This window comes from Methylobacterium sp. AC315 (assembly GCF_979253755.1).
The window spans coordinates 23944-49632 of the sequence record NZ_CEEDEA010000008.1 but is presented as its reverse complement, the minus strand read 5'-3'; the positions used below and the strand labels follow the sequence as shown (position 1 = coordinate 49632).

The 25689-nt window shown below is 66.2% G+C and carries 16 protein-coding genes; 3 read left to right on the top strand and 13 right to left on the bottom strand.

What is annotated here, in order from left to right:
* Nucleotides 1-579 precede the first annotated feature (579 nt).
* Complete coding sequence (locus AC0IY0_RS15305) at nucleotides 580-2361, top strand: patatin-like phospholipase family protein (protein ID WP_471764413.1); 1782 nt, start codon at nucleotides 580-582, stop codon at nucleotides 2359-2361.
* On the opposite strand, the gene AC0IY0_RS15300 is transcribed toward AC0IY0_RS15305, so the two are convergent.
* The 8 genes from AC0IY0_RS15300 to AC0IY0_RS15265 form a co-directional block, all read right to left on the bottom strand.
* Nucleotides 2362-3912 (bottom strand): cytochrome-c peroxidase, encoded by a 1551-nt coding sequence (locus AC0IY0_RS15300; RefSeq protein ID WP_471764410.1) that lies wholly within the window; start codon nucleotides 3910-3912, stop codon nucleotides 2362-2364.
* Nucleotides 3913-3954: 42 nt separating this feature from the next.
* Nucleotides 3955-7080 (bottom strand): efflux RND transporter permease subunit, encoded by a 3126-nt coding sequence (locus tag AC0IY0_RS15295; protein WP_471764407.1) that lies wholly within the window; start codon nucleotides 7078-7080, stop codon nucleotides 3955-3957.
* On the bottom strand, nucleotides 7077-8240 hold the full coding sequence (locus tag AC0IY0_RS15290; protein WP_471764404.1) for an efflux RND transporter periplasmic adaptor subunit: 1164 nt from the start codon (nucleotides 8238-8240) through the stop codon (nucleotides 7077-7079). Before AC0IY0_RS15290 ends, AC0IY0_RS15295 begins: the two co-directional genes overlap by 4 nt.
* A 476-nt stretch (nucleotides 8241-8716) precedes the next feature.
* Nucleotides 8717-9781, bottom strand: a complete 1065-nt coding sequence (gene cydB, locus AC0IY0_RS15285) for a cytochrome d ubiquinol oxidase subunit II (protein WP_471764402.1) — start codon at nucleotides 9779-9781, stop codon at nucleotides 8717-8719.
* Nucleotides 9782-9783: 2 nt separating this feature from the next.
* The gene (locus AC0IY0_RS15280) at nucleotides 9784-10452 is read right to left on the bottom strand and encodes a cytochrome d ubiquinol oxidase subunit II (RefSeq protein ID WP_471764399.1); all 669 of its coding nucleotides are present in this window, start codon (nucleotides 10450-10452) and stop codon (nucleotides 9784-9786) included.
* Nucleotide 10453: 1 nt separating this feature from the next.
* Nucleotides 10454-11872 (bottom strand): cytochrome ubiquinol oxidase subunit I, encoded by a 1419-nt coding sequence (locus AC0IY0_RS15275; RefSeq protein ID WP_471764396.1) that lies wholly within the window; start codon nucleotides 11870-11872, stop codon nucleotides 10454-10456.
* A 2-nt stretch (nucleotides 11873-11874) separates the two neighbouring features.
* Nucleotides 11875-14163 carry an FdhF/YdeP family oxidoreductase gene (locus tag AC0IY0_RS15270; protein WP_471764393.1) on the bottom strand — a complete coding sequence of 763 codons (2289 nt, stop codon included), beginning with the start codon at nucleotides 14161-14163 and terminating at the stop codon, nucleotides 11875-11877.
* Between the two features lie 133 nt (nucleotides 14164-14296).
* Nucleotides 14297-15553: a cupin domain-containing protein gene (locus AC0IY0_RS15265; protein WP_471764390.1), complete on the bottom strand. Its 1257-nt coding sequence runs from the start codon at nucleotides 15551-15553 to the stop codon at nucleotides 14297-14299.
* A gap of 853 nt (nucleotides 15554-16406) precedes the next feature.
* Here AC0IY0_RS15265 and AC0IY0_RS15260 point away from each other — a divergent pair.
* A complete protein-coding gene (locus AC0IY0_RS15260) occupies nucleotides 16407-17093 on the top strand; it encodes a response regulator transcription factor (RefSeq protein ID WP_471764387.1) in 687 nt (228 codons plus the stop codon).
* A gap of 890 nt (nucleotides 17094-17983) precedes the next feature.
* Here the strand turns inward: AC0IY0_RS15260 and AC0IY0_RS15255 are convergent.
* From AC0IY0_RS15255 to AC0IY0_RS15235, 5 genes are all read right to left on the bottom strand, one after another.
* The gene (locus AC0IY0_RS15255) at nucleotides 17984-18778 is read right to left on the bottom strand and encodes a response regulator transcription factor (RefSeq protein ID WP_471764384.1); all 795 of its coding nucleotides are present in this window, start codon (nucleotides 18776-18778) and stop codon (nucleotides 17984-17986) included.
* Nucleotides 18779-19380: 602 nt separating this feature from the next.
* Nucleotides 19381-20490 carry an alkene reductase gene (locus tag AC0IY0_RS15250; protein ID WP_471764381.1) on the bottom strand — a complete coding sequence of 370 codons (1110 nt, stop codon included), beginning with the start codon at nucleotides 20488-20490 and terminating at the stop codon, nucleotides 19381-19383.
* Nucleotides 20491-20512: 22 nt separating this feature from the next.
* Entirely contained in the window at nucleotides 20513-22744 is a 2232-nt protein-coding gene (locus AC0IY0_RS15245) for a xanthine dehydrogenase family protein molybdopterin-binding subunit (RefSeq protein ID WP_471764378.1), read from the bottom strand.
* On the bottom strand, nucleotides 22741-23232 hold the full coding sequence (locus tag AC0IY0_RS15240) for a (2Fe-2S)-binding protein (protein WP_471764375.1): 492 nt from the start codon (nucleotides 23230-23232) through the stop codon (nucleotides 22741-22743). The genes AC0IY0_RS15245 and AC0IY0_RS15240 overlap by 4 nt, the downstream gene beginning before the upstream one ends.
* Before the next feature lie 10 nt (nucleotides 23233-23242).
* The gene (locus AC0IY0_RS15235; protein WP_471764373.1) at nucleotides 23243-24586 is read right to left on the bottom strand and encodes a c-type cytochrome; all 1344 of its coding nucleotides are present in this window, start codon (nucleotides 24584-24586) and stop codon (nucleotides 23243-23245) included.
* A 604-nt stretch (nucleotides 24587-25190) separates the two neighbouring features.
* Between AC0IY0_RS15235 and AC0IY0_RS15230 the strand changes: the two genes are divergently transcribed.
* The gene (locus tag AC0IY0_RS15230; RefSeq protein ID WP_471764370.1) at nucleotides 25191-25595 is read left to right on the top strand and encodes a hypothetical protein; all 405 of its coding nucleotides are present in this window, start codon (nucleotides 25191-25193) and stop codon (nucleotides 25593-25595) included.
* Nucleotides 25596-25689: the final 94 nt, after the last annotated feature.

The window sequence follows — 25689 nt, the reverse complement described above, 5'->3', positions numbered from 1 at the left end:
CGGATCGCCCCGCCCCCCTACGGTGATCGTCAGGTCGCACGGCCGGACGGGCGGCTCCGCAAAGGTGGGGACCGTGCCCGACATGCACCTGCCGCCAGGCTGCTCTGGCCGGGTTCGACAAACGGGAACGCCGATGGCCTCCACCTGTCGCTGGGCGCACCAGGAAACGAAAAGGAGGTTCCCGCTGCGGCGTGAACTCGGACTCCAAAGCCGGCCTGAACCCCCGCCGAAACGATGTGTTTCGTCGAAGCTCGATTCACGAGCCCCGATTTCACCCGTCGACGCGATCCGTTCAACTATACCGAGGTATATCCTGGCCAACGGCACGATCGGTACGGATTTCCACGCTCACCAATCCGCCCGTGCCGGGCCGGTGTTTGCGAGTCGTCACGTCGCCCCGTACCCGATCCGTGGGTTGCCTCGCGGCATAGCCGCGATCGAGGCCTTCGGCGATCGGCCTGGTTCGGGATGCGGCGCGGGACGTCGGGACGGAGCGGCATGCGCTCCACGACGGCATCCCAGGCTGGCTATGCGCTCAAGCAGGAACCCCGTCACGGGCTGCGGAACCGACCTCTCGGCATGAGCGCGCCAGAAATCCCATTCCTCGAAGGCCTGGACGCGAACGCGGCAGCCGCAATCCGCCTACGGATGACCTCCCTGGTCGTCCCTGGCGGGCGACCGTTGTTCGAGCAAGGGCAGGACGGCGACGCGCTCTACACCATCGTCACCGGTAGTGTCGGCATCTCGGCGACCGATCCCCGCACCGGCACCGTCCGGCGGATCGCGCGGCTTCGCCCTCCCGACACGTTCGGCGAGATGGCGCTTCTCTCGCCCGGGCCGCGTTCCGCGACCGCGACCGCCCTGCGCGACACCCAGCTGCTGCGACTGGTCCGGCGGGACTTCGAGGATATCGTCGAGCGTCATCCCAAGACGCTGCGTTACTTCACCCAGCTTCTCGCCGGACGGCTGCGGACAGCGGACGAGGGCCGCTTCTTCGCCTACGCGCCGCGAACCTTCGCCGTGCTGGCTGTGACGCGGGGCCCTTCACCGCCCGCCTTCGCGCACGGATTGGCCAGAGCCTTCGACGACGTCCTGCCGGGGGGCACGGGATGCGTCATGGAGTGGCCGGACGGGGCGGATCCGGGCTGGCTGCACCGGTTCGAGACGGCGCATGCCCGCACCGTCCTCGTCGGGTCGGCGATGGATCGCCCGCAAAGTCGGCTCATCCTCCACCAAGCCGACCATGTGCTGCTCCTGGCGGAGCCCGGCGAGCCCCTGCTGCCGGGCGTGGCCGCCGCCCTCTCCGATATTCCCTCCCCTTGGATCCGCCGGGATCTCGTCGTTCGGCAGAGCGCCGGGACGTCCCTGCCGCGGCCGGTTCATCCGACCTTCGGTGGACTGCCGGTGTCCATGCGCATCCACATCCGGGAGGGCGATCCCGGCGACCACCGCCGCTTGGCGCGGCTTGCGACCCGTTCCGCGCGAGGCTTGGTGCTGGGCGGCGGCGGCGCGCGGGGCTTGGCGCATGTCGGGGTGCTCCAAGCGCTGGACGAGGCTGGATACACGGTCGACTTCGTCGGCGGCACGAGCATGGGAGCGGTGGTCGCGGCCAGTTTCGCCACCGGATCTGGCCTCGACCGCGTACGCGACTGGACGACGCGCGACTTCGCCGGTCGCAATCCGGTGAACGACTACACGCTTCCCTACGTGGCCTTGACCCGCGGGGCGAAGGTCGACGCTTGGCTGGAAGACCACTTCGGAAATACTTCGATCGAGGATCTCTGGCTGCCGTTCTTCTGTGTATCGTCGAACCTGACAACCGGCGAGATCATGGTCCATCGCAGCGGCAGGTTGACGGATGCGCTGCGCGCCAGCGTCGCCATCCCCGGGCTGCTGCCGCCCGTCTGCGCGGATGAGGGAATCCTCGTCGATGGCGGCATGATGAACAACCTGCCGGCCGACGTGATGGCGGACATGGAACGCGGGACGGTCCTTGCCGTCGATGTCGGGAGCGACCTCGCCTTCCACCGCGTGCCGAGGCGCGGCTGGCATGGGCGCCTTATGCGCCGGTGGCTTCGAGTGCCGGAGGCGATGCCGGCACTAGCCCCGCTCCTGCTGCGCGCGGCGACGGTGTCTGGCAGGGCGCAGTCCTCGATGGCGCTCGATCACGCCACGGCGGTGCTCAAGCCGCCCCTGGCAGACATCGATTTGCGGGATTGGTCGAGCTACGAAGAAGCCGCCGAACTCGGCTATCGGCATACGCGCGAAGCGATCGAGAACGGACGCCTGCACGCATGGCGTGGTCAGTCGGGCGAGACGTCCATCGGGCATCCGGCAGCCTCGAGGGTACCGGTCCCGTGACTACCTGCCGACGCCGGGTAGCGCCGACGGGAACGACGGTGGCTGCCGGACAGGTGGCGCGTACCCGTCGCTCAGAGTTCCGAGGAAGGCGACAAGATCGTCCTCCTGAGCTCCTGTCAGGCCGAGATTGCAGCAGTTCTCGCTGAGATTCTCCGGGTTCTCCGGAGCCGGCCAGCACGACACGCCCTCTCCCGGGTCCTTCCCTTCGCAGCGAGGCAGGACATCGCGCGTGTTGTAGAAGTGAACAACGGCCTTCAGGCTTTTAAAGTAGCCGTTGTGCATGTACGCCTTCACGAAGTCGGGCCGCGGCCGCTTGTCGACGTTCCGCAGCGTCATGACCCGCATCCGGCCGTCGAACTTCGTCGCAAGTGCCTTCCAGGCCTCGTTCGCCGTCTCCGGACTGCGCAGGAAGTCACCTGCGCCTTTGTCCACGAAGGCTTCGCCCTGTGGATTGGGCACGTAGCCGAACGGGTCCCAGCCGGTCTCGTGATAGAAGGACAGATCGGGGTTGCGGGGCAGGCCGAGATTGGCCGTCGTGTTGTCGGTGAAGAGGGGATGGCGATCGTCCTCCGGATCGACGTGGCAGTTCATGCACTTCGCCTGACCGTTGAACAATGCGTAGCCACGACGCTCGGCTTCGGTGAGTTGGGCAGTCCCGGCGAGGAAGGCGTCGAACTTGGACGAGAACGCGCTGACCTCGGGTGATCCCTCGTAGGCGGCGATGGCCTCCGCCATCTGGTCGAAGGTCGATTGCACGCGCGCCCGGTCCTCGGAGCGCAGGTCCACGATCAGCGGCGTGTTATTCGGCCCAGGGGTCTCGGACCCGATCGCCGAGCCGGGCGCGTCGTTCGGCCGGTCGCAGGTGGCATCGACGTCGGTCGGCCATGCGATCGTGAAGGCCCTTGGGCCCCACACCGCTTCGAACAGCCCCCTGTAGGGTCGTTCCGAGATCCGGCGGACGACGCAGGCCGGGTCGCGAAGGGCCATCTCCGCCGGGTTCAACGGAGAGCCCTGCGCCTGCATGGCCGTCGGGCTGCGCAGGCGCAGCCCGGTCGCGCGCAGATCCCAGAAGTTGCCGCCGACGAAGCAGTGATTGCACTTCGCCTCACCGGGCTTATCGGCGTAGAAGAGCGGCGGCGAGAAGGCGGCGTAAGCGGCGCTGGGCGGCTTGCGCAGGCTGAACCGCGTGCGGATCGAGCCGGGCTGTGCGATCCCGCCCAGGTTGACGCTCTCGATCGCGCCCTGGAAGCCGGTCTGCGGCATGTGGCAGAAGGCGCAGGCCTCGTTGCGGTTCACCGAGAGCGCCCTGTCGAAGAACAGGACCTTGCCGAGCGCCGGCAGTTGCTTGGGACTGCCCGGCAGCAACGAGGCGATCGCCGCGATCGCCTCCTCCTCGATGGCATCCACCTGCCGCTCGACCTCTGCGATCTCGTCCGAAAGCGAGGTCGGGTGTCGGACCTGGGCGATGCCGCGGCCGCCTAGGAACAGGAAGCTCGCTCCCGTCGCGCAGACGGCAAGGAGCGGAAGCAGTTGCCATAGGCGGCGGGACACGCTCGGTTTCCTCCATGTGTCGGTGGCGGCCGAGCGGCAGCGTCAGGCCGGACCATGCGACGGCTGGGCGAGTTCGGGAGGCTGCACCGAGGCAGGTCTCCGCCTCCGGAAAGCGGCCGGGAGCTTGTCCATGTAGATGTAGACCACCGGCGTCGTGAACAGCGTCAGCACCTGGGATACGAGCAGGCCGCCGACGATGGCGTAGCCAAGCGGCTGCCGGATCTCGGAGCCCGTGCCGGTGCCGAGCATCAGCGGAACGCCGCCCAGCAGCGCGCACAGCGTCGTCATCAGGATCGGCCGGAACCGCAGCAGGCAGGCCTCGTGGGCGGCCTGCTCGGCCGTCAGACCACGCGCGCGCTGCCCTTCGAGGGCGACGTCGATCAGCATGATGCCATTCTTCTTGACGATGCCGATCAGCAGGATGATCCCGATGATGCCGATCATGTCGAGCGGCCGACCCACCAGCATCAGGGTCAGGAGCGCCCCCAGCCCGGCCGAGGGCAGCGTCGACAGGATGGTCAGCGGGTGGATCGTGCTCTCGTAGAGCATGCCCAGGATCACGTAGACCGCGAACAGGGCCGCCAGGATCAGGGGCGGCGTCGAGCCGAGCGAGCTCTGGAAAGCCTGGGCGTTGCCCTGGAAGCCGCTGGCGAGGGACTTGGGCGGCTGCAGGTCCGCGACCGCCTTCTGCACGGCCGCGACCGCCGCCCCGATCGTGGCGCCCGGCGCAAGGTTGAAGCTGAGGGTCACCGAGGGGAACTGGCCCTGGTGGTTGACCGCCACCGGCGCCACCCCGGGCACGAGCCCGGCGATCTGGCTGAGCGGGACCGAGGTGTCGCTCTGCGAGCGGACGTAGATCCGCTGGAGGGCGTCCGGTCCGAGCTGGTAGCGCGGGTCGACCTCCAGGATGACATAGTACTGGTTCAGCGCCGTGAAGATCCGCGCGATGTGCCGCTGACCGAAAGCGTCGTAGAGCGTGGCGTCGACGGCCGCCGGGTCGATCCCGAGGCGCGAGGCCGCGGTCCGGTCGACCTGGGCGGTGAGCGTTCGTCCGGTCGATTGCTGGTCGCTGGTCACCGCGGAGAGTTCGGGCAGCCCTTGCAGGGCCGCCAGGACCTTCGGGGCGAAGCGATTGAGCGCATCGCTGTCGACGTCCGTCAGGGTGAACTGATACTGCGTCTTCGACAGCCGGGCCCCGATGGTGATGTCCTGGGCTGCCTGCATGTACAGCGTCATGCCCTGGACCTGGCGCAGTGCCACGGACAGCCGCGCGATGACCCGATCGGCGGTGACGTCGCGCTCGCTCTCCGGCTTGAGCGTGATGAACACGCGGCCGTCGTTCTCGGTGACGGTCGGACCGCCGGGACCGATATAGCCGACCACGTTGGCCACGGCCGGGTCGCGGCCGACGATGTCGAGCACGGCCTGCTGGCGCTGCTTCATGCCCTCGGGCGAGACGTCCTGGGCCGCCTCGCTGATGCCCAGGATCAGGCCGGTGTCCTGCTGCGGGAAGAAGCCTTTCGGGATCACGACGAACAGCGCGATGGTGGCGGCGACGGTGGCCAGCATGACCGCCAGCGTGATCCGCCGATGCCGTATGGCCGCTGTCAGGCCGACATCGTACTGCGCGTTCAGCCAGGTGAAGAATCGCTCAAGGACCCCGGACACGGCTCCCGGACCGCCGTCACGAGTAGCCGGGAGAAGCTTGGCGCAAAGCATCGGCGTCAGCGTCAGCGACACCACCACCGAGACGAGGATCGAGACCGCCACCGTGACGGCGAACTCGCGGAACAGCAGGCCGACGACGCCGCTCATCAGGAACAACGGGATGAACACTGCCACGAGCGATATCGAGATCGACAGGATCGTGAAGCCGATCTCGCCCGCCCCGTCGACGGCCGCCTGCAGCGGCGGCGCGCCCGCCTCGATGTGGCGGACGATGTTCTCGACCATGACGATGGCGTCGTCGACCACGAAGCCTATCGCGATCGAGAGCGCCATCAACGACAGGTTGTCGAGGCTGTAGCCCAGCGCGTACATGACCGCGAAGGTGCCGATCAGCGAGATCGGCACGGAGATCGCCGGGATCACGGTCGCCCAGAGCTTGCGCAGGAACAGCGCGATCACGCCGACCACCAGCGCGATGGTCAGGAGCAGCGTGAAGCGCACGTCGCTGATGCTCGCCTGAATCGTCACCGTGCGGTCCGAGACGATGGCGACGTCGATACTGGGTGGAAGCGAGGCCTTGAGTTGCGGCAGTGCATGCTTGATGTCGTCGACGGTGGCGACCACGTTGGCGCCGGGCTGGCGCTGGATCGCCAGGATCACGGCCGGCTTCCGGCCACTCCAGCCGCCGAGCGTGACGTCCTGCGGCGCCTTGATCGCTCGGCCGATGTTGCGCACGAGGATCGGCGCGCCGTCGCGATAGGCGACGATCGCCTGCTCGAACTGGGCGGGCGTCATCAGCTGGTCGTTGGTCTCGAGCGCCACGGCCTGCTGCCCGCCGTAGAGCTGGCCCTTGGGCTGCAGGACGGTGAGATTAGCCAGCGCCGTGCGGACGGTCTCGAAGTCGAGATCCTCGGCCGCCAGCATCGCCGGGTTAACCTGGATGCGGATGGCGGGCTGCTGCAAGCCTCCGACCGCGACGGTGCCGACCCCGGGCATCTGCGCGAGCTTCTGGGCCAGGATCGAGTAGGCGTAGTCGCTCACCGTCATGATTGGCAGCACGTCCGAGGTAAGCGCGATCAGCAAGATCGGTGCGTCGGCCGGGTTGGTCTTGCGATAGGTTGGCTGCGACAGCAGGCTCGCGGGCAGCAGGCCCTGGGTCGCATTGATCGCGGACTGCACGTCGGTGGCGGCCGAGTCGATGGTCCGGCTGCGGCTGAACTGCAGCGTCATCGCCGTGAAGCCGGTGCCGCTGCTCGACGTCATCTGGGTGAGCCCGGGGATCTGGCCGAACTGGCGCTCGAGCTGGGTCGCCACCGAGGAGGCCATGGTGTTCGGGTCGGCCCCGGGCAGCTGCGCCGTCACCTGAAAGGTCGGCGAGTCGATGTTCGGGAGCGCTGCGACCGGCAGCAGCGAATAGCTGATCGCGCCGAGCACCACGACGGCCAGCATCAGCAGGCCGGTGGCGATCGGGCGCGTGATGAAGCCGGCCGAGAGGTTCATGGCAGCATGCCGGCGCTGGCGGTCGTGGTGTTGGGCACCTGGCCGGGGCTGGCCGCGACCACCTCCGTGCCCGGCACGAGGCTGTACTGACCCTGGACCACCACCGTCTCTCCGACCTTCAGGCCCTCCGAGATCAGCGCGACGCCGCGCACCCGCTGGGCCACCTGCACGGCGCGGATCGCCACCTTGTGGTCGGATCCGACGACGAAGACGAAGGCGCCCGTGTCGCTTCGCTGAACGGCGTCGGTCGGGATCGTCAGCGCGTCCCTGACCACCGACGTCGTGACCTCGGCGTTGACGAAGGCGCCGGGCCAGAGCTGACGCTCGCCATTGGGGAAGTTGGCCTTGAGCTTGACGGTGCCGGATCTCGGCTGGGCCTCGTTGTCGATCAGCAGCAGGGCGCCGGTGTCCAGCGTCCGGGTGCCCGCCTGGTTGGAGACGGTGGTCGGCACGGGGCCGCGGGCCAGGGCCGCCTGGACCTGCGGAATCGCGTCGGTGGGCAGGGTGAAGACGACGCTGATCGGCCGGACCTGGGTCAGCACGACGATGCCGCCCGGGTCGGAGGGCTGGATGACGTTGCCGATGTCGATCAGGCGGAGGCCGGTGACGCCGTCGAAGGGGGCTCGGAGCGTGGCGAAGTCGAGTTCGGTCGTGGCGTAGGCGACGGCTGCCTGATCGCCCTTCACGGCGTTCTCGGATTGGGCGATCTGCGCTTTCTCGCCGGTGACCGCCTGTTCGCTCGCGTAGCCGCGTTGCTCCAGCGGCTCGTTGCGCTGGAGGTTGACCTGCCGGTTGGTCAGCAAGGCCTGATCGCGCCCAAGCTGGGCCTGCGCGGTGTCGAGCTTGGCCTGGTAGATGCGCGGATCGATCCGAGCGAGGACGTCGCCGCGCCTGACGCTCTGGCCCTCGGTGAAGGCGACGCTCTCCAGGTAGCCGGTCACCTGGCTACGGATCACGACCCGGTTCAGGGCCTGGACCGTGCCGATGCCGGTGAGGATGATCGGCACGTCCTGCTGCCTGACCGCTGCGGTGACGACCGGAACGGCGGGGGTGGATGCCGTCGGCCTCGCCGGCGTGATACCCGCCCGGTAGCGCCCGACCCCGACGCCGAAGCCGACGGCGGCCAACGCCGCCAGGCCAAGCATGAGCCTGCCTTTCATGGAAAGCGAGCCTCGCGGTCAGCGCGGACGGAGGTCAGCCTTGGCTGACGCCGGGGGGCGGCTCGACGTATCCGCCCCCGGCCGGACACCGGAGTGGAGCGTCGTCAGTACCGATGACGGCGGTGATGCCGATGACGACGATGATGGCGCGGGCCGAAGGTGCCCAACCTGGAGGTGACCCGCGCGCCGCGATGCTGCCCAGCGAAGTCGCTGTTGCCGGTGGCGACCGAGTCGGGATCCAGGCCGCCGCCCGCAGCGAAGCTCGGGTTGAGGGAGACGAAGGCGAGACCGAGGAGCATAGCCGCACAGAGTAGTAAGCGTTTCATGTTCTGGATCCCTTTCTGCAGATCACCCAACGTGATAGCAGCTGAATTTTGAACCAAACCTAGAAATTCTGCACTATATACGTTTGTATATATTCGATGTTCATAGGAGCGATAAGCTTTTCTGACCTGGCCTTTTCCTCGAGCCTTGGGTCAGCAGAGGTGCAGATCGGTGTCGAGGGCGTTCGGGCGCTGTCCGGCGTGCGCATACGCACCCTCGTCGGACCCGTGGGACGCCAGCACCGTCTTGCCCCGGAACACCCAATAGGCGTGCGCGGTGTAGGCAAGGACGACCGGAAGTACGACGAGGATGCCTATCAGGGCGAACCGGAGCGTCGCTTCGTCGGCGGCCGCCTGCCAGATGGTAGCGTGGTAGGGCACCACGTTGGGCCACACGCTGATGATGAGGCCGGCGTAGCCGAGCAGGAACAGCACGACGGTGAGCAGGAACGGCCGGCTGTCGCGGCGCCCCCAGAGGCTGCGCCAGATCAGGACCGCCGCGCCCGCCGCCGCCAATGGGAAAAGGTCGAGCCAGAGATTGCCGGGCCACGCGAACCAGCGCGCGGCCACCTGCGGCTCGGTCAGGGCCGTCCAGGCGCTGACCAAAGCCATCATGGCCACCGCCAGGAGCAGGGCGGCATGCGCGACCTCGCGGGCGAAGACCTGCGTCGGGCCGTCCGTCCGCCAGATCAGCCATCCGGCCCCGAGAAGCGCGTAGCCGCCGACGATCCCGGCGGCGCACAGCAAACCGAGGAACGAGAAGAACGAGAAGGGGCCGCCGACGTATTGGCCGTTCTCCACCGCCACGCCCTGGATGAAGCCGCCGAGGATCAGGCCCTGGCAGACCGCGGCGAGGAGCGAGCCGCCCGCGAAGGCGAAGTCCCAGACCCGTTGGAAGCGCGTGGCCTGGAACCGGAACTCGAACGAGATGCCGCGCAGGATCAGGGCGAACAGCATCCCCATGATCGGCAGGTAGAACGCCGGCAGCAGCACGTAGTAGGCCATCGGGAACGCCGCCCAGAGTCCGGCGCCGCCGAGCACCAACCAGGTCTCGTTGCCGTCCCAGAACGGCGCGACGCTCTGCATCATCAGGTCGCGGTCGCGCTCCCGCGGGGCAAGCAGGAACAGGATGCCGATACCGAGGTCGAATCCGTCGGCGATGACGTAGAGGGCGACCGCGCCGGCGGCCACGAGCGCGAAGAGGAGGGGCAGGTCCATGACTACTCTCCAGGAGCGAGGTGGCGGACGTAGTCCGGGGCGCCGTTAGCGACGCCCTGGGGGGCCCCTTGCGGGAAGGATCGAACCTTGCGGGGCCTCGCGTGCCAACGAGCGGCCGGGCCGCCCGTCGTCAATCGCGCGCGGAACCAAAACCTGGCCCCGAGCAGCACGTAGCCGCTCACGATCACTGCGGCGCACACGAGGCCCGGCGGCGAGAGGCAATCGAGAAATCCGTCGCCAAACCGCCCCGTCCGGGCCAGGGCGAGCTGGACGCATCCGCCGAGGATCAGCCCCTGGCACAGGGCGGCCACGAGCGATCCGCCGGCGAGGGCGGCGGCACGGACGGGCTGGAAGCGCGTGCCGTCGACCCGGGATTCGAGTGCGATGCCGCGCAGGATCAGCGCGGACAACATCGCCGCGACCGGCGGAAGGAAGGCCGCGGGCACCCGGTGGAAGCCCAGCGGCAAGGCTGTGCACAGTCCGACGGCACCGAGCGCCAGCCCGGCCTCGTTGCCGTGCCGGAACGACGTGACGCCCTCCATGAGCACGGCGCGGTCCCGCTCGCGGCGCGCGAGCGGGAACAGGATGCCGATGCCGAGGTCGACCCCGTCCGCCACGGCCAGGAGGGAGGCCGCGACGGCGCCGAGCGCGAGGGCGAGGAGAGGATCCACCCTACTCCCCCGGAGCCAGCGCACGGGCATAAGCGGGAGCACCGCCCACGAGGGCGGGGCCGGCCTGTTCCAGGCCGGGGCGCACCGCATTGGGCGTCTCGTCGGAGAGCGGATCGGGCCCGCGCATCGCCACTCGCGCGCCGTACCAGAAGAAGGCGAGCAGCAGCAGGTTGTAGACCACGAAGAACAGGATCAGCGACGACAGCACCGCGCCCGCCGGCTGCACGGTCACGGCGTCCGCCGTGCGCAGGTGGCCGTAGACCACGAACGGCTGTCGACCGGTCTCCGTCACCGTCCAACCGGCGACGATCGCCACGAACCCGAGCGGCGTCGCCGCCATGCAGGCGAGGTGGAACCAGCGCGTCGTGAACAGCTGCCCGCGCCAGCGCAGGAACGCACCCGTGAAGGCCAGCGCGATCAGCAGGAGCGCGATGCCGACCATGATCCGGAAGGCGAAGAACACGAACGGTGCGTAGGGCCGATCGGAGGCCGGCACCGCCTTCAGGCCCTTGACCTCGCCGTCCCAGGAATGGGTCAGGTACAGGCTGGCGAACCCTTTGATCGGCACCGCGATCTCGTAGAGGTTGCGCTCCTGCTTCATGTCCGGCCACGCGAAGATCAGGCTCGGCACCCCCCGGCCGGTGTCCCAGAGCCCCTCCATGGCGGCGACCTTGGTCGGCTGGTGCACGAGCGTGTTGCGGCCGTGGGCGTCGCCGATCGCCGCCTGCAGCGGCGCCAGGACGAGGCAGGCCCACATCGCCATCGAGAAGGCGACGCGCGAGGCCTTCACATGCGTGCCGCGCCAGAGGTGGTAGGCTGATACGCCGGCGACCACGAAGCTGCCGGTCAGGTAGCTCGCGCAGACCATGTGCATCAGTCGGTACGGATAGGACGGGTTGAAGAACGCCGCCGCCCAATCGCTGACGTGGAAGATCCCGTCCTTGTCGACCGTGTAGCCGGCCGGCGTCTGCATCCAGCTGTTCGAGGCGAGGATCCAGCTCGCGCTGATGAGCGTGCCGGTCGCCACCATCAGGCAGGCGAGGAAGTGCAGGCCGGGCCCGACCCGCTTCTCGCCGAACAGCACGATGCCGATGAAGCCGGCCTCCAGGAAGAACGCGGACAGCACCTCGTACATGAAGAACGGGCCGAGCACGTTGCTGACAGAGCGCGAGAACCCGCTCCAGTTGGTGCCGATCTGGTAGCCAAGCACGATCCCGGTGATCACGCCCATGCCGAAGCCGAGCGCGAAGATCCGGATCCAGAAGCGCATCAGGGCGCGGTAGGCCGGATCGCCCGTGCGCCAGGTCAGGAAGCTGAGGAACGCCACGAACGAGGCGATGCCGATGGTGAAGGCCGGCCACAGGATGTGGAAGCCCACCGTAAAGGCGAACTGGATCCGGGAGAGGACGAGGGCGTCCATGGTCAGCCTCCCTGCGCCATGCGGCGGATCCGTATGGGAACGGACTTGTAGGAGGGCGTGCCGCTCTGCGGATCGCGCGCGTAGAGCGGCACCAGAGGGTTGGCCTCGGGGTAGTAGGCCCCGCAGCAACCGTCCGGCAGCAGGTAGGGGACGACCTTGAAGCCGTCGACGGCACGGCGCACGCCGTCGGTCGAGATCGTCTCGATGGTGACGTGCTCGCCGGCCTGGAGGCCCCGCCGATCCATCTCGGCCTCGTTGATGAACACGACCATGCGCTGGCCGAACACGCCGCGGTAGCGGTCCGAGAGGCTGTAGAGGGTGGTGTTGTACTGGTCGTGGCTGCGCATGGTCGTCAGCCACAGCGCCTCCGGGTCGTCCTGGTGAGGATCCTCCTCCAGGCCCTCGAAGACGGCGAACTCGGCCTTGCCGGACGAGGTCGCCCAGACGCGTTCGCGCGCCAGCGAGGTGAGGTGGAAGCCGCCAGGGACGCGGATGCGGGCATTGTACCCCTGGAAGATCGGGAACACCGCCTCGATGGCGTCCCGGATCCGGTCGTAGTCCGCGGTCAGGTGCTCCCAAGGGATGTGCGGGTCCGACCCGAGCGTCGCCCGCGCGAGCCCCGCGACGATCGCCGTCTCGCTGCGCAGGTGCCCGGAGGCCGGCCGGTTGCGGCCGGCCGAGGCGTGCACCATCGACATCGAGTCCTCGACCGTGATCGATTGCGGCCCGGTCTCCTGCTCGTCGACCTCGGTGCGGGCGAGGCAAGGCAAGATATACGCGTTCCGGCCGTGGACGAGGTGGCCGCGGTTGAGCTTGGTCGAGATCGCGACCGTGAGGTCGAGGTCGCGCATCGCCATCCGGGTGGCGTTCGTGTCGGGCGTAGCGGCCGCGAAGTTGCCGCCGAGCGCCAGGAACGCGCGGGCCTTGCGGCTCTGCATCGCCTCGATCGCCCTGACGACGTCGTGGCCGTGGTGGCGTGGCGGTTCGAAGCCGAAGGTGTCCCGAAGCCGATCGAGGAATTCGGTCGTCGGCTTCTCGGTGATGCCGACCGTGCGGTTGCCCTGTACGTTCGAGTGGCCGCGCACGGGGCAGATCCCGGCGCCGGGACGCCCGACGTTACCCCGCAGGAGGGCCAGATTCGTGAGGAGCCGCACGTTCTCGGTGCCGCGGTGATGCTGGGTCAGGCCCATCCCGAAGACCAGGATGGCGCTCTCGGCCCTCAGGTAGGTCCGCGCGGCGCATTCGAGATCGTCTCGCGTCAGTCCGGAAATGCGCTCGATCGCCGGCCACGGCGTCGCGCGCAGGTCGGCCGCGAAGGCCTCGTAGCCGCGCGTGTGGCCGGCGATGAAGTTGACGTCGAGCAGGCGCGCCTCGTCGGCGCCGAGCGCGGCGTCGTCCATCTCGATGCAGGCCTTCATGATGCCCTTGAGGGCGGCGGCATCGCCACCGACCCGGACCTGGAAAAGCCTCGACGAGATCGGCGTCGAGGTCATCGACACCATTTCCACCGGGCTCTGCGGGGATTGGAATCGCTCCAGCGCGCGCTCGCGGAACGGGTTGAAGCTCAGGATCGCCGCGCCGCGCCGGGAGGCATTCCGAAGCGAGGTCATCATACGCGGGCTGTTGGTGCCCGGGTTCTGGCCGAAGATCAGGATCGCGTCGGCGGCGTCGAAATCCTCCAGCAGGACCGTGCCCTTGCCGACGCCGAGGCTCTGGGGAAGGCCGACGCTGGTCGCCTCGTGGCACATGTTCGAGCAGTCGGGGAAGTTGTTGGTCCCGAACGCCCGCGCGAACACCTGGAACAGGAACGCCGCCTCGTTGGAGGCCCGGCCCGAGGTGTAGAACTCGGCCTCGTCCGCGCTGCCGAGATTCCGCAGGATCCGCCCGATCTCCGCGAAGGCATCCTCCCAGGAAACGGGAAGGTACCGGTCGCTAGCCGCGTCGTAGCGCATCGGGTGGGTCAGGCGGCCCAGCATCTCTAGGTCGTAGTCGTTCCACGCCTCAAGTTCGGCGACGGTGTGCTTGGCGAGGAGCTCGGGGGTGCAGCGCTTGGCGGTCGCCTCCCAGGCCACCGCCTTGGCGCCGTTCTCGCAGAACTCGAAGCTGCTGGTGTGCTTCGGGTCGGGCCAGGCGCAGCCGGGGCAGTCGAACCCGCGGGGCTGGTTCATGTGCAGGAGCGTCGCGGCGCCCGACACGGGAATGCCCTGCTCGGCGAGCGCCTTGCCGGTCGCCTCGAGCGCGCCCCAGCCGCCGGCGGGGCTGTCGTATGGTCGTATACGGGACTTCGACACGTCTCAACCCTCACATCCGCTCGAAGACAGGATGAAGCCGGGGGGCGTGGCGGCCAATCTATACCTGCGTATGACGGAATATTCGGACGTCATCCGCTCCAGATCGGCCGCCGGAGCATCTTTGTTTCTGGACTTAGACTGGTACGACCCCGACATCCTCATGCGGGAACCGGGCGATGACGTCCGCCGGGATGTTCAGGTGCGAGGTCACCATCAACGGCGGCGTGTGGGTCAGCCAGTCCGAGAGCGAGATCGCCTGGTACTCGGGCGCGCGGAACACTTCCAGGAACACCAAGTCGCCGTCTCCGACGTTCTTGACGTAGTGCCCGAGGTTGCGCTGGATGTAGCCGATATCGCCCGGACCGAAGTCGGTCGTGGAGGCATTCGGGCCCGTATTGAATACGGTCATCTGACCCTTGCCCTTGATGTAGTACTGCCACTCGTCGGCATTCGGGTGCCAGTGCATTTCCCGCATGCCGCCGGGCTTGACGGTCACGAGGGCTGCGGCGACGGTCTTCGAAGCCTTGAACGTGGTGCTGTCGACGATCTGAACCTTGCCGCCCTTCGTCTGTTTGGCCACCGGGCCGCTCGCCATTTTGAAGGTGAACGGGTTGGGCGGCTCGCCCGCCGAGCCGCGCGCGGCCAGCTGGTCGGCCGACAGAGCCCCGGGAAGCTGGCTCTGGAAGATGTACAGGTCGTTCAGGGGGATGTTCTTGAAAGTTTCCGCCGGCACGCCGAAGTTCAGCGCCAGCACCTCGGGCGGCGTGTGGGTGAACCATTCGTTCAGGAGCAGTGTGTCGAACTCGGTTTGGTTGCCGTCGTCGAAGCAGATCAGGAACTGCGTCCCGTCCGGCCCGAGGCCCTGGAGGGAGTGCGGCGAGCCGGCGGGGAAGTACCACAGGTCGCCGGGCCCGACGTCGGCCACGTAGGGGCGCCCTTGCGGGTCGAGAGTGGTGATGCGGCAGTTTCCGTAGGTCACGAAGGCCCATTCCGCGGCTTGGTGCCAATGCATCTCCCGAATCGCGCCGGCTGCGAGGCGCATGTCGACGCCGGCGATGGTCGTGGAGATCGGGAAGTTCTCCTGAGTGACCTGCCGGGCCCATCCCCCGTTCTGGATGCGCCGCTGGGCGTTGTTGAAGCTGGCCCAGAACTGCGGCATCGAGCCGACGTCTGTAGGAGGCGGGCTGACGGAGGTCGGGAACAGACCCGACAGGGTGTCGTTGTGGGGGCCCGGGATCGTTAGGCTGGTCGGGTTGTCCTGCGCGTTGACGGCCCCTTGTGGCGGCTCGTCGGGATTGCCGTAGGAGGCCGCGACGGCCTGCGTCGTGGCGGCGGCTAGGCCGGCGACGCTGCCTGCCGCCAGGATGCTTCTTCTCGTCATCTCGTCCATGGTCTTCTCTTCCGTTGCTCTCACGCGGATGCTCAATCCAAGGAGGGGATCAGGCGACTCGTCGACGCGAAGTCAGTTACCTCAACCGAAAGGAATCTCGTTGCAGCACAAACTTAAACTGGGTTTGGGAGAAAACAGATCTACACCTGAATCAGACGTAATATTTCTGTCAGTTCCAAATCTGTTCTTAGATATAAGTCTTCTAAAATTACAACTTTGTTGCATTCTACATTGCGACTGATTTTATGAATTGGAAATACTTGAAGAAATTAAGCCGTATATTTTACAATGACTTAGAAAGTTTTAGACCGCTTGCCGGATTTACAGTGCGAGCGCATCCGAGTCTTGGACGCCATAGGCGTATTTTGGACCATACGAGCGTACCGCATCGCACCGAGGTGACTTGCCGCGTCCGCTGGCCCGGCACCGGTGGGTATGCCCCGGCTCCAGCAGGACGCCCGCGGGTCGGGCAAGGCTTCGATCGCCCGGGGCGGATGAGCTGGCCGCATCGCGCAGCGGGCGGCGCCCGCGAGCAGGACAGGGCCTTGCGCAGCGCCGACACGGCGCGTGCCGGGGCCTGAAAGTGCACCGAGGCCAAGCGGGCCAGTTTGGTCGGATCGACGCCCTACCCGTTGATCAACCCGCCAAGGATGGCCACGCTTCGTCAAAACGGCGCAACAACGTTCAAGAGCACGGCCGAATCGGACGATATGATCGTCGTGGATGCCATTCGGACCATCGCCGGCGGCGGGTGGGGGCGCCTCAGCATCGTTGAGGCATTGCCGTCACAGCCGTTCGGGTCGAGGCATCCGATCCTGGTCCATCGTTGAGGTGCGCCTTCCGGCGCTGATGCATGGACACGCTGACGAACACCATGGACGACGCCAAGACAGACTCGGTGATCTGCATAATAGATGACGAAGCGGCAATTCGATCAGGGCTGGGAAGCCTGTTTCGCTCCAGTGGCTACGAGGTCATGCTATTTGACAGCCCGGCGGCGTTTCTGTCCCAGCGACTCCCGGATCGGCCATCATGCCTCGTATTGGATGTTCGGCTTCAAGGGCTGAATGGGATAGACTTCCAGGCCGATCTGCGCCGGTCCGGCAATCCGATTCCGATCGTGCTGATGACGGGTCACGGCGATATACCGATGACGGTCAAAGGCATGAAGGCCGGTGCCGTCGACTTCCTGGCGAAGCCTTTCCATGATGCCGACATGCTCGCGGCCGCGGAAGCCGCTCTCGATGTCGACCGCAGGCGCCGCGCCGCGGATCATGGCCAGACCCGGCTGCAATCGCTCTATGACGCCCTCTCGCCACGTGAGCGCGAAGTCATGGGCCTCGTATCCGCGGGCTTGATGAACAAGCAGATCGCCCATCGCATTGGACTGAGCGAGATCACGGTGAAGATTCACCGGGGCAATATGATGCGGAAGATGGAGGCACAGTCATTGGCCGACCTCGTGCGCATGGCTGAACTCCTGAATGTGCGCAATCAGGCGGCGGCACGCTTCCAGCAGCCGGACTCGGCCGCCTCGTGAACCTGTTCTCCACGGTGCGATCTGGCTGAGTGACCGGACCGTTTCCCCTCCCCGCGCCACCGACGATGAGCCGACGCGAGTGTCGTTGAGGGGCTCCCATCCCGGCGCTCGTCATCAGCCCGGGAGTTATGGGGATGTCATCCTCATCGCCCTACCGACTGCCCCGCTCCTTGCTGTTGCGACACCACAGCGTACGTGGGCTGCGGCGCTGATCTGGCTTCTGAGCGGCGCGGAAAGGCACCGGACCAGTGCGAGCCGTTTCGCCGCCTTTCGCTTGGTCCGAGGTGGATTCTTGGCGGCCGGCGGGGAAGTCTACTTGCGCCCAGCGGCAGAAGCCAAAAACCTCCGCTTGCCCGCCCCGGCGAGGAAGTGATCGATGGCCGGCATAGGCGAAGGTTAACTCGTTCGCTTCAGAGCCGCGCCGGTAATGAACCAGACGTCGCCGCTCCGGCCCGTTCCTGCCCCGCAGCGGACGCTTCGAAAAGCTTGGGCGGGGGCATCGCGACCACGCTGTGAGATGCGTCGGTGCCGGGGAACGGTCTTAGGTATTCATATCATGGCATGCGCCCGATCTAAGGACGTCGCTGCCTCAAGCAGGTACCGCCCCAGGCAACAGCACATCGTGCACATCCCGCAATTGCGCCACCCTCCACGTGATGAACGGCAGGACGGCGTAGGTGAAGCCTCCAGTCTAGACCTCAGTCCATACTTCACCGATATGCCGACATCGCTGGAAATCTAATTTCTGCGCCGAGTCACTAGGGCAGCGGGTTTGCCGATCAACTGCATTGCGGACGGACGAAAGCGGTCAAAGCGCGGCGCAAATCCGAGCGGCACCGCTTATTTCGCACAAAACTACCAAAATCATGACGGAATCGAGGTGAAAGATTTTAATCTTCGACGCGAAGACCAAGAGTTATTGTTTTTCTGATAAGGTCAGGGACTGATCTTGCGCCCATTTTACGCATGACAGAGCCTCGGTGAACCTTGATCGTAATTTCGCTTAAGCCGAGCAGGCTTCCAATTTGTTTGTTCATCAATCCGCGTGAAACGTGCAGCATCACCTCCCGCTCACGTTGAGACAGGGTGGCGTATTCTGCAACAATGGACTCTCTTACTACATTTTTCGTACGCCAGATCCGGTCACGATCAAACGCCGCCGTGATCGCATCGAGCATGTCTTGATCGTGAAACGGCTTTATAAGAAAATCTACCGCCCCAGCCTTCATGGCTCGAACGGTCATGGAGATGTCGCCATACCCAGTCATAAATATAGTCTGCAGATTAACGCCCATGCTTATAAGTTTAGCTTGAAAATCTATGCCATTGATGCCCGGCAGCTTGACATCCAAAATAAGACATTTGAGGCAATCTGGCAGTCCGGTCTTAAGCATCTCCTCTGGGGATTTAAACGAGCAACTTCGAAGACCAGCAGAATTGAACAATCTCGTTAGAGCTCGGACCACGCCATCATCGTCATCGACAATAATTACAAGCGATACGTCATCTTTCACGGCCTTTTGCGCACCAGCCGATTGGTACATGAAGAGTTCCCGTCCAGGTCGTCTCGCTAGGGACCATGTTGGACGCAGCACTTCGCCATCTTCGCCGACATGCACAGTTTCCGCATCCGTCACAGCGCGCGCATCCCGCCGTTCCATTTCGCGGGCCGAGGTTTTGTGCACGCATTCCCTGACGTCGGGATAACGGCTGTGGACCTACGATGTCTTATCCTGCCTTGCGGAATAAAGCCCCGCTTCGTATCGGGCGCGGGAAAGCCGTTCGGGCCCGGAGCCTTACGCTGTTCGTGCCCGGACACGGCCTTGCGTCAGCGGCGACCGGTGGCGGTCGATGTCGATGCCCAACCCTATCAGCTGAATGCGCACGCTTGGCGGTATCCCACCCCCTAGGAAGCGACAGTTTGACGGCTGGCAGGTTGAGATGTCCGCCCCTGACGAGGCAGCGAACCTTCCCCGGGGCGGCGACGACGTCAGCAGGTCGTGCCGCATCAGCAGTTTCGCCCATGCCGATCCGGAGAGCACCTCTCGTGCCCCCCAACCGGGGAAGACGTTCGATGACCTGTCGAGGGTGAACGACCCACCGGCAGCTGCCGCCCGGCAGTCAACCGACGGGCAAGGAATCCCGGTCGGCGGGAGTGCCGATTCGGCTGGCGGTCACGCACCGAAAGTGGACGGTCAGCGTCCGAACGTCGGCTCATGGACCAGGTCCGGCGCATCCACCCCGGGCATCCCAGCGTCCGAGAGAGCGTTCCGACGTAGCGGTGAACTCAGTCGGATCCGAATTCACCCAACCTCGGGTAATCAAGGTAGCCCTCGTCCGAACCACCGTAGACCCCGAGGTGTCGCACCTGATTGTAAGGACCGTTCTGTCGTATGCGGACCGGCAAATCGGGGTTGGCCAGGAGCAGTCGTCCGAACGCCACGGCTTCTGCCTCGCCGCTCGCTATGATCGCCCTGGCCCGCTGCGGGTCGATGCCGCCATTGACGATCAGCGGTCCCCGATAGCCGGGGCGGAACAGCGCGATCATCTCGTCATAGTCGGAAGCGCCCCCCCATGCGTTGGTATCGGCCAGATGTAGATAGGCCATACCGAGCCCTTCCATCCATTTCGTGAGATGGCCGTACGTATCCGCAGGGTTGTCGTCATTTGCATTGTTGTAGCTTGCGAAAGGAGAAAGCCTGAGGCCGACACGCGAAAGCGGCAACGCTTCGGTGATGACTGACACGATTTCTTTGAGGAATCGCGAGCGGCCTACCGCGTCGCCCCCGTATCCGTCAGCGCGGCGGTTTGTATTGGGGGACAGAAACTCGTGAATGAGGTATCCGTTCGCCCCGTGGATCTCGACGCCGTCGAAGCCGGCCCGTACCGCGTTCGCGGCAGCGACGCGGTACTCGTCCAAGGTCGCCTCGATCTCGCCCAGGGTCATGGCGCGGGACGGCGTCGCGGCGATTTTCACGTAGGCTCTGTTCGCGAGGAGCGCCCAGACCTGAAGCTTCTCAAGGTCGTCGTTGACGCCGGAAGGCGAGAATGGCGGTCTCCCGTCCAGGAGACCCATCGCGCTCGCGCGCCCTCCGTGCCAGAGCTGGGCTACGATCGTCCCGCCCCTGCCGTGGACACGATCGACGATTGGGCGCCAGCCTTCCACCTGCTCATCCGTCCATAGACCCGGGGCCCGGTCGAAGGAGTTCGACATCGGCCCGACGTTCACCCCTTCGGTGATGATGAGCCCCACCTCGGCGCGATCCGCGTAGTATTCGGCCGCGGAAGCATTGATGACGCCTTGGGCATTGGCGCGAGAGCGCGTCATCGGAGCCATCACGATACGATTTTTCAGGTGGAGTTCACCGAAGCTCATGGGATCAAAAAGATTGGTCATGGTTGGTTTTCCCCCATGGGATTCAGGCGCCGATCGCGGCCTTGATGCGCTTCGAAGTGAAGGGGAGGTCGCGCAGCCTGCAACCGGTCGCGTCGCGGATCGCGTTTCCCAGCGCGGCTCCGGTCGGGCCTTGCGCCGCCTCGGCAACGCCGAGAAACGGTGTGCCCGGCCGGGCGACGAGATGGACATCGACCGAGCCCGGCACCGAGTCGAAGCGCATGATCGGGTACGCAGCCCAGTCGACGGACGTAACACGCGTCCGATCGAAGGTGACCCCTTCAAACAACGTCCAGCTCGTGGCTTGTAGGATGCCGCCTTCGACCTGGTTCTGCACCCCGTCGGGGTTGACGATCTCACCGGTGTCGACCGCTGCGACGACTCGGCGAACGGTCACCGCGCCAGTCTCGCGCTCGACCGAGATCTCGACGGCCACGGCGCAATAGGCTTCCAGGTTCTTGTATTGCGCGAAAGCGAAGCCGTAGCCACCCCCCGGCGGCAGGGAAGGGCGTCCGATCCAGCCGAACCGTGACGCAGCCGCCTCGATGACGGCGCGCGCGCGCTCCTGCGCCAGGTGGCGCAGCCTGAAGGCGACGGGATCCTGCCCGGAGGAACGTGCCAGATCGTCCACCGTGCTTTCGATCGCCAGCACGTTCAGGTAGCCACCCAACGAGCGCATGGAGGAACCGCGAAGCGGTGCGCCAGGCAGGAAATGGTGCACGACCCGGATGTTCGGGAAGTCGTACAAAGGAATCGCGTTGCGGTCCCCGCCGCCTTCGGGCTGCGCGAGCGCAACCGGCGGCGCAGGGGGAAACGGACTTGCGATCTCACGCGCGGCGAGCAACGCGCCGGGCGGACCCGGCCGCATCATATGCGACTGGCTCCAGACATCGTGGTGCCAGTCCACCACGCTTCCGTCCGAACCCACCGAGGCTTCGATCTTGGCGACCATGCCCGGACCGAACGGCTCCCACGCGTGCTCCTGCTCGCGCATCCACTGCACGCGTATGGGACGACCGGGCGTCGCGACCGCGAGGAGGGCCGCGTCCGCCGCCACGTCATCCGCGCCATTCTGCCCGTAGCAGCCTGATCCCTCGACGTGGATGCAGCGGACGTTGTCCTCGGACGTCCGGAGCAACCCGGCGATAGCGCGTCGGAGCGGATAGACGCCTTGGGTGTGCGTCCAGATCGTGACGACCCCGTCTTTTGCTTGGCCGATCGCACAGGATGGGCCGATCGAACCGTGCGCGAGATAGGGCCGGGTGAATGTGCCTGCCGAGGTCGGGCCGGTGAGGCTGTGCTTTCCCCTATCGAGGATGATCGAGTCTTCGCTCGGGAGCTCCAGCAGAGCGGCCGTCAGGTTCGCCTCGTCGGGAAGGCTCGGCGTTTCCGCCCACGTCGCCGACGTGGCGAGGACGCGCATCGCCTGGATGGCGGTCCATTCCCCTTCGGCCAGAACGCCGACGAAGCTCCCGTCGCGAAGGATCTTCACCACGCCTGGAATGCGTTCGGCCGTGCTCTTGTCGAGGCTCGTCAGGATTGCTCCGTAGCTCGGCGGTCGCAGGACACGCGCATGCAGCATTCCGGCGGGACGCATATCCTGGACGTAAGCTGGCTGGCCCGTGACCTTGCCCGGAATATCGACCCGCGGCACCGGCCGCCCCAGGACCGTGAACGAGGACGGAGGCGTGAGATCCGAAGTCGGCTGGGCCTCGGCGGTTAGCAACGTGTCGGTGACGAGCTCGCCATAGCCGAGCCGGGCACCGCCGGCGCCGATCACGGCTCCGTCCTCGGCCCGCAGGGTGGCAGCGGGCTGTCCGAGCCTCCGCGACGCCTCCGCGACGAGGAGTGTCCGGACCTGCGCGGCGGCGTTCCTGATGGCGGTACCCGAGTCCTGCATCGAGTGGCTCGCCGCCGTGTAGCCCTCGTCGGGGGTGCGACCGGTATCTGCGGTGACGAGCGATAGCCGCGCGAGCGGCACCTTCAGTTCCTCGGCCGCGACCTGAAGAAGAGCCGTCGTCAGTCCCTGGCCCAGCTCGGCCTTCCCCGTCAGGACGGTCACCGATCCATTCGCGTCGACCCTGATCCACGCATCCAGGCGCGGCGTGTCGTCCAAGCTGCCCGGCAAGCCGCGCTTCGACGGTTTGCCGCCCTTACCTGTCTCGGTTTGGGCGAGAGCTGGCCGCATGATCGAGAACGCGAGCACCAAAGCACCGGCGCCGCCGAGCACCGATCGTCTCGTGACGGTGGGGGTCATCGTGACGAACTCCCGGTCGGGGCCGCCTTCGTCCGGATTGCGTCCGCGGCCCGCCCGACCGCACGGAGGATGCGCATCTGGGTACCGCACCGGCATAGGTGCGGTTCGAGCTCGGACCGGATCTGAGCGTCGGTCACGCCGGGGTCACGATCGAGGAGCGCCTGCACCCGCATCATCATGCCCGGGACGCAGAAGCCGCATTGCGCAGCCTGTTCCTCGATGAAAGCGCGTTGCAGGGGGCCCGGCGCCTCGACCGTTCCCAGACCTTCGAGGGTCGTGACGCGGCGGTTCTCGAGCAGCATCAGCGGCGTCAGACAGGAGAACACGGCCTCGCCGTCGACCACGACCGTGCAGGCCCCGCACTGCCCCAGTCCGCACCCGAACTTCGCCGCGTTGAGGCCGAACTCGTCGCGGAGGACGTAGAGCAATGGCGTGTCCGGCGAGGATGTCGCACTGCGACTTCGGCCGTTGAGAATCAATGTCGTCATGGAGCGTCCCTCACCGTTCGAGCCTCGGCCCCGATCGCTTCGCGGTCCCGGGCAGAGCCCTAGCCTCGCGGATCGCGTCCTCGACGCCTGGCCAGGAAGGCTTCCGTCCGAAACGAGTTCGTAAATGGGTGACGAGATCGAACACTTGGCGGTCATCCAGGATCGAGGCGAACCCGGGCATGATCGGCTGTGCGACACCGCCCTGGGCGGGCAGCCCCTGCATGATGACGTTCACCAGGTTTTCGGAGCTCTCGCCGGCAACGCCGGTCGACAACGAGAGATGAAGGCCTCCGAACGGAACGGGCCGACCGCCATCGTGACAGGATGCGCATGCGGTCGCGTAGATCCGCGCTCCGGGATCTTCCGATCCGGAAGGCGTCGGACCCTGCGCACCCGCCGACTGCGGTTGCCGTCCGGGTCCGGTCAAGTTCAAGCCCGACGCGGCACCTTTCGAACCGGGGCCTGCTCCGAGCGTCGCGAGATACCGTGCCATCGCGGCGACATCCCGCCGCGGAACAGTCGCGAGATTTTCGACGACAGGCGCCATCGGACCCCGCGCCACGCCGTGCTCCCGACTGTAGCCTTCGGCGAGGTACTGGGTGAGAGCCTCCTCCGTCCAGGGGATCGGCGCCTGCGAAGCCCGCCCAAGCGCGTAGGCATGCCAGCCTTCCGCTTCGCCGCCCTCCAAGGCGTGCGACCGCTTCTCCGCGCCAGCGACGTTGCGAGGGCTATGGCAGCCGCCGCAATGCCCGAGGCCCTCGACGAGATAGCGCCCCCTGTTCCAGGTCTTATCCTTCATCGGATCGGCTGCGAGTCGGCCCTCACGGAAGAAAAGGAGTTTCCAGCCCGCAAGCACGAGCCGTACATTGAGCGGGAAGACGAGTTCGTTCGGCGGCGCCGTCGCGACCACAGGCTCACGCGTCATCAGGAAGGCATACAGCGCCTTCGCGTCGGGGTCGCTCGTCAACGTGTAATGGTCGTATGGAAAGGCAGGATAGAGGTGGCGCCCTTCGCGATCCACGCCTTCACGTAGCGCTCGGACAAAAGCCTCCTCGGGCCAAAGACCAATACCCGTACCCGTGTCTGGCGTGATGTTGGTCGAGTAAAGCGTTCCGAAGGGTGTCGGCATCGCCAGACCGCCCGCAAAGGGCCGTCCGCCCGGCGAAGTGTGGCAGGTGTTGCAGTCACCAAGGGCGGAGAGCTCGCCTCCGCGTCGCACGACGTCCGGATCGAAGCTCGGTTGCGATGGCGGTGTCGACGGCTGGATCGCAGGGTGCCATGCATAGGCCAGCGCGCAACCGAGGCCGATCAGCCCGAGCAGCCCGACCTTGATGAAGGTGCTTCCTACCCGCACGCCACGGCCCTCTTGGTGTGACAAGGGGCTTACGCGAATCACACGTTCGTAGATTGTCGATTTCAGGTTCCATTTGCACGATCGGACGCTGCGAAGCGCCTCGTCCCTCGTGGATCGTGTCTCGACTCCCAATAAGGTTGGCGACGGGGATGCTCGGTTGGATCATCCGGGACTCCCCGATCTGGATGATCTCTATCGGCGAATGTTGGAGATCAGCGACCCATTGGTGAAGCGCGTGACCTCAGCGGTGGGATCCTTGACGGCACCTCGACGCATCGTGGCGGATTCAAACTGCTTTCAATCTCGGGGGAATCGCGATCATGTTGCCCCTCACCATTCTTCTCGGTGCCCGCATATGCCAGCACGTGGCTCGCGATGCATCTAGCCGCGAAGGCCGCTCGAGGTGCGCGCAGATATCAGGTCTGAAAACTGACGATGAACTTGGGTTTCAGTCTGTCTTGCGGGTGTTATCAACTCGACGCGAGTTCAGCTGCCTTTCCGGGCATGACGCAGACGGAGGCGACGAGGCGAAGACCCGTTGGAGTGCTTGCGTACGCGGCGCTGGCAACGCTCATCACGCAGATCTTTCCCGTAGGCTCGAACCATGTTCGTCGCCGCGGCGATTTCATCAATGATTACGAGGGCATCGGGATCAAGGGGATTGACCCGCGAGTCACGCCTCACGCGCGGCTTTCACAGCCCGTCTGCTTCTACTCCAGGGCATGGAGAAGCCGATTTCACGGGCGATCCGATGCTGGCCGGAGAACCGCCGCAGCCCGCCGATGCCCGCGCGCAGAGCCGCTTGGCCAGGCTATCCACGCACTTCGTGCAGGAAGGTCTCAGCCTACCATCGATCGTTCTCGAGGATCCGCTCGGCGAGCGTTTCGATGGTCGGCGCGCGTCGCAGCCCGCGCGAGGGCCGGGGTTCGATCGCGCCGTCGCCTGTGAGTGTCAGAGCCAGCGGATCGCGCTGGATGAGCCGATCCGAAAGCGTTTGGCCGTTGATTGACGCGAAGTCCCGGCCCTATCACGCGGTCTCGCAGATCCCCCGATCGTGCCGGCGGCATTCCGATCCCCTCGGGAAGCCCAGCATCGCAGCACGT

Bases quoted from the DNA above. Each gene is read 5' to 3' on its own strand.
- AC0IY0_RS15305 (WP_471764413.1), top strand. From the start codon at position 580: ATGAGCGCGCCAGAAATCCCATTCCTCGAAGGCCTGGACGCGAACGCG.
- AC0IY0_RS15295 (WP_471764407.1), bottom strand. From the start codon at position 7,080: ATGAACCTCTCGGCCGGCTTCATCACGCGCCCGATCGCCACCGGCCTG.
- AC0IY0_RS15290 (WP_471764404.1), bottom strand. From the start codon at position 8,240: ATGAAAGGCAGGCTCATGCTTGGCCTGGCGGCGTTGGCCGCCGTCGGC.
- cydB (WP_471764402.1), bottom strand. From the start codon at position 9,781: ATGGACCTGCCCCTCCTCTTCGCGCTCGTGGCCGCCGGCGCGGTCGCC.
- AC0IY0_RS15275 (WP_471764396.1), bottom strand. From the start codon at position 11,872: ATGGACGCCCTCGTCCTCTCCCGGATCCAGTTCGCCTTTACGGTGGGC.
- AC0IY0_RS15265 (WP_471764390.1), bottom strand. From the start codon at position 15,553: ATGGACGAGATGACGAGAAGAAGCATCCTGGCGGCAGGCAGCGTCGCC.
- AC0IY0_RS15260 (WP_471764387.1), top strand. From the start codon at position 16,407: ATGGACACGCTGACGAACACCATGGACGACGCCAAGACAGACTCGGTG.
- AC0IY0_RS15250 (WP_471764381.1), bottom strand. From the start codon at position 20,490: ATGACCAATCTTTTTGATCCCATGAGCTTCGGTGAACTCCACCTGAAA.
- AC0IY0_RS15245 (WP_471764378.1), bottom strand. From the start codon at position 22,744: ATGACCCCCACCGTCACGAGACGATCGGTGCTCGGCGGCGCCGGTGCT.
- AC0IY0_RS15240 (WP_471764375.1), bottom strand. From the start codon at position 23,232: ATGACGACATTGATTCTCAACGGCCGAAGTCGCAGTGCGACATCCTCG.
- AC0IY0_RS15230 (WP_471764370.1), top strand. From the start codon at position 25,191: ATGTTCGTCGCCGCGGCGATTTCATCAATGATTACGAGGGCATCGGGA.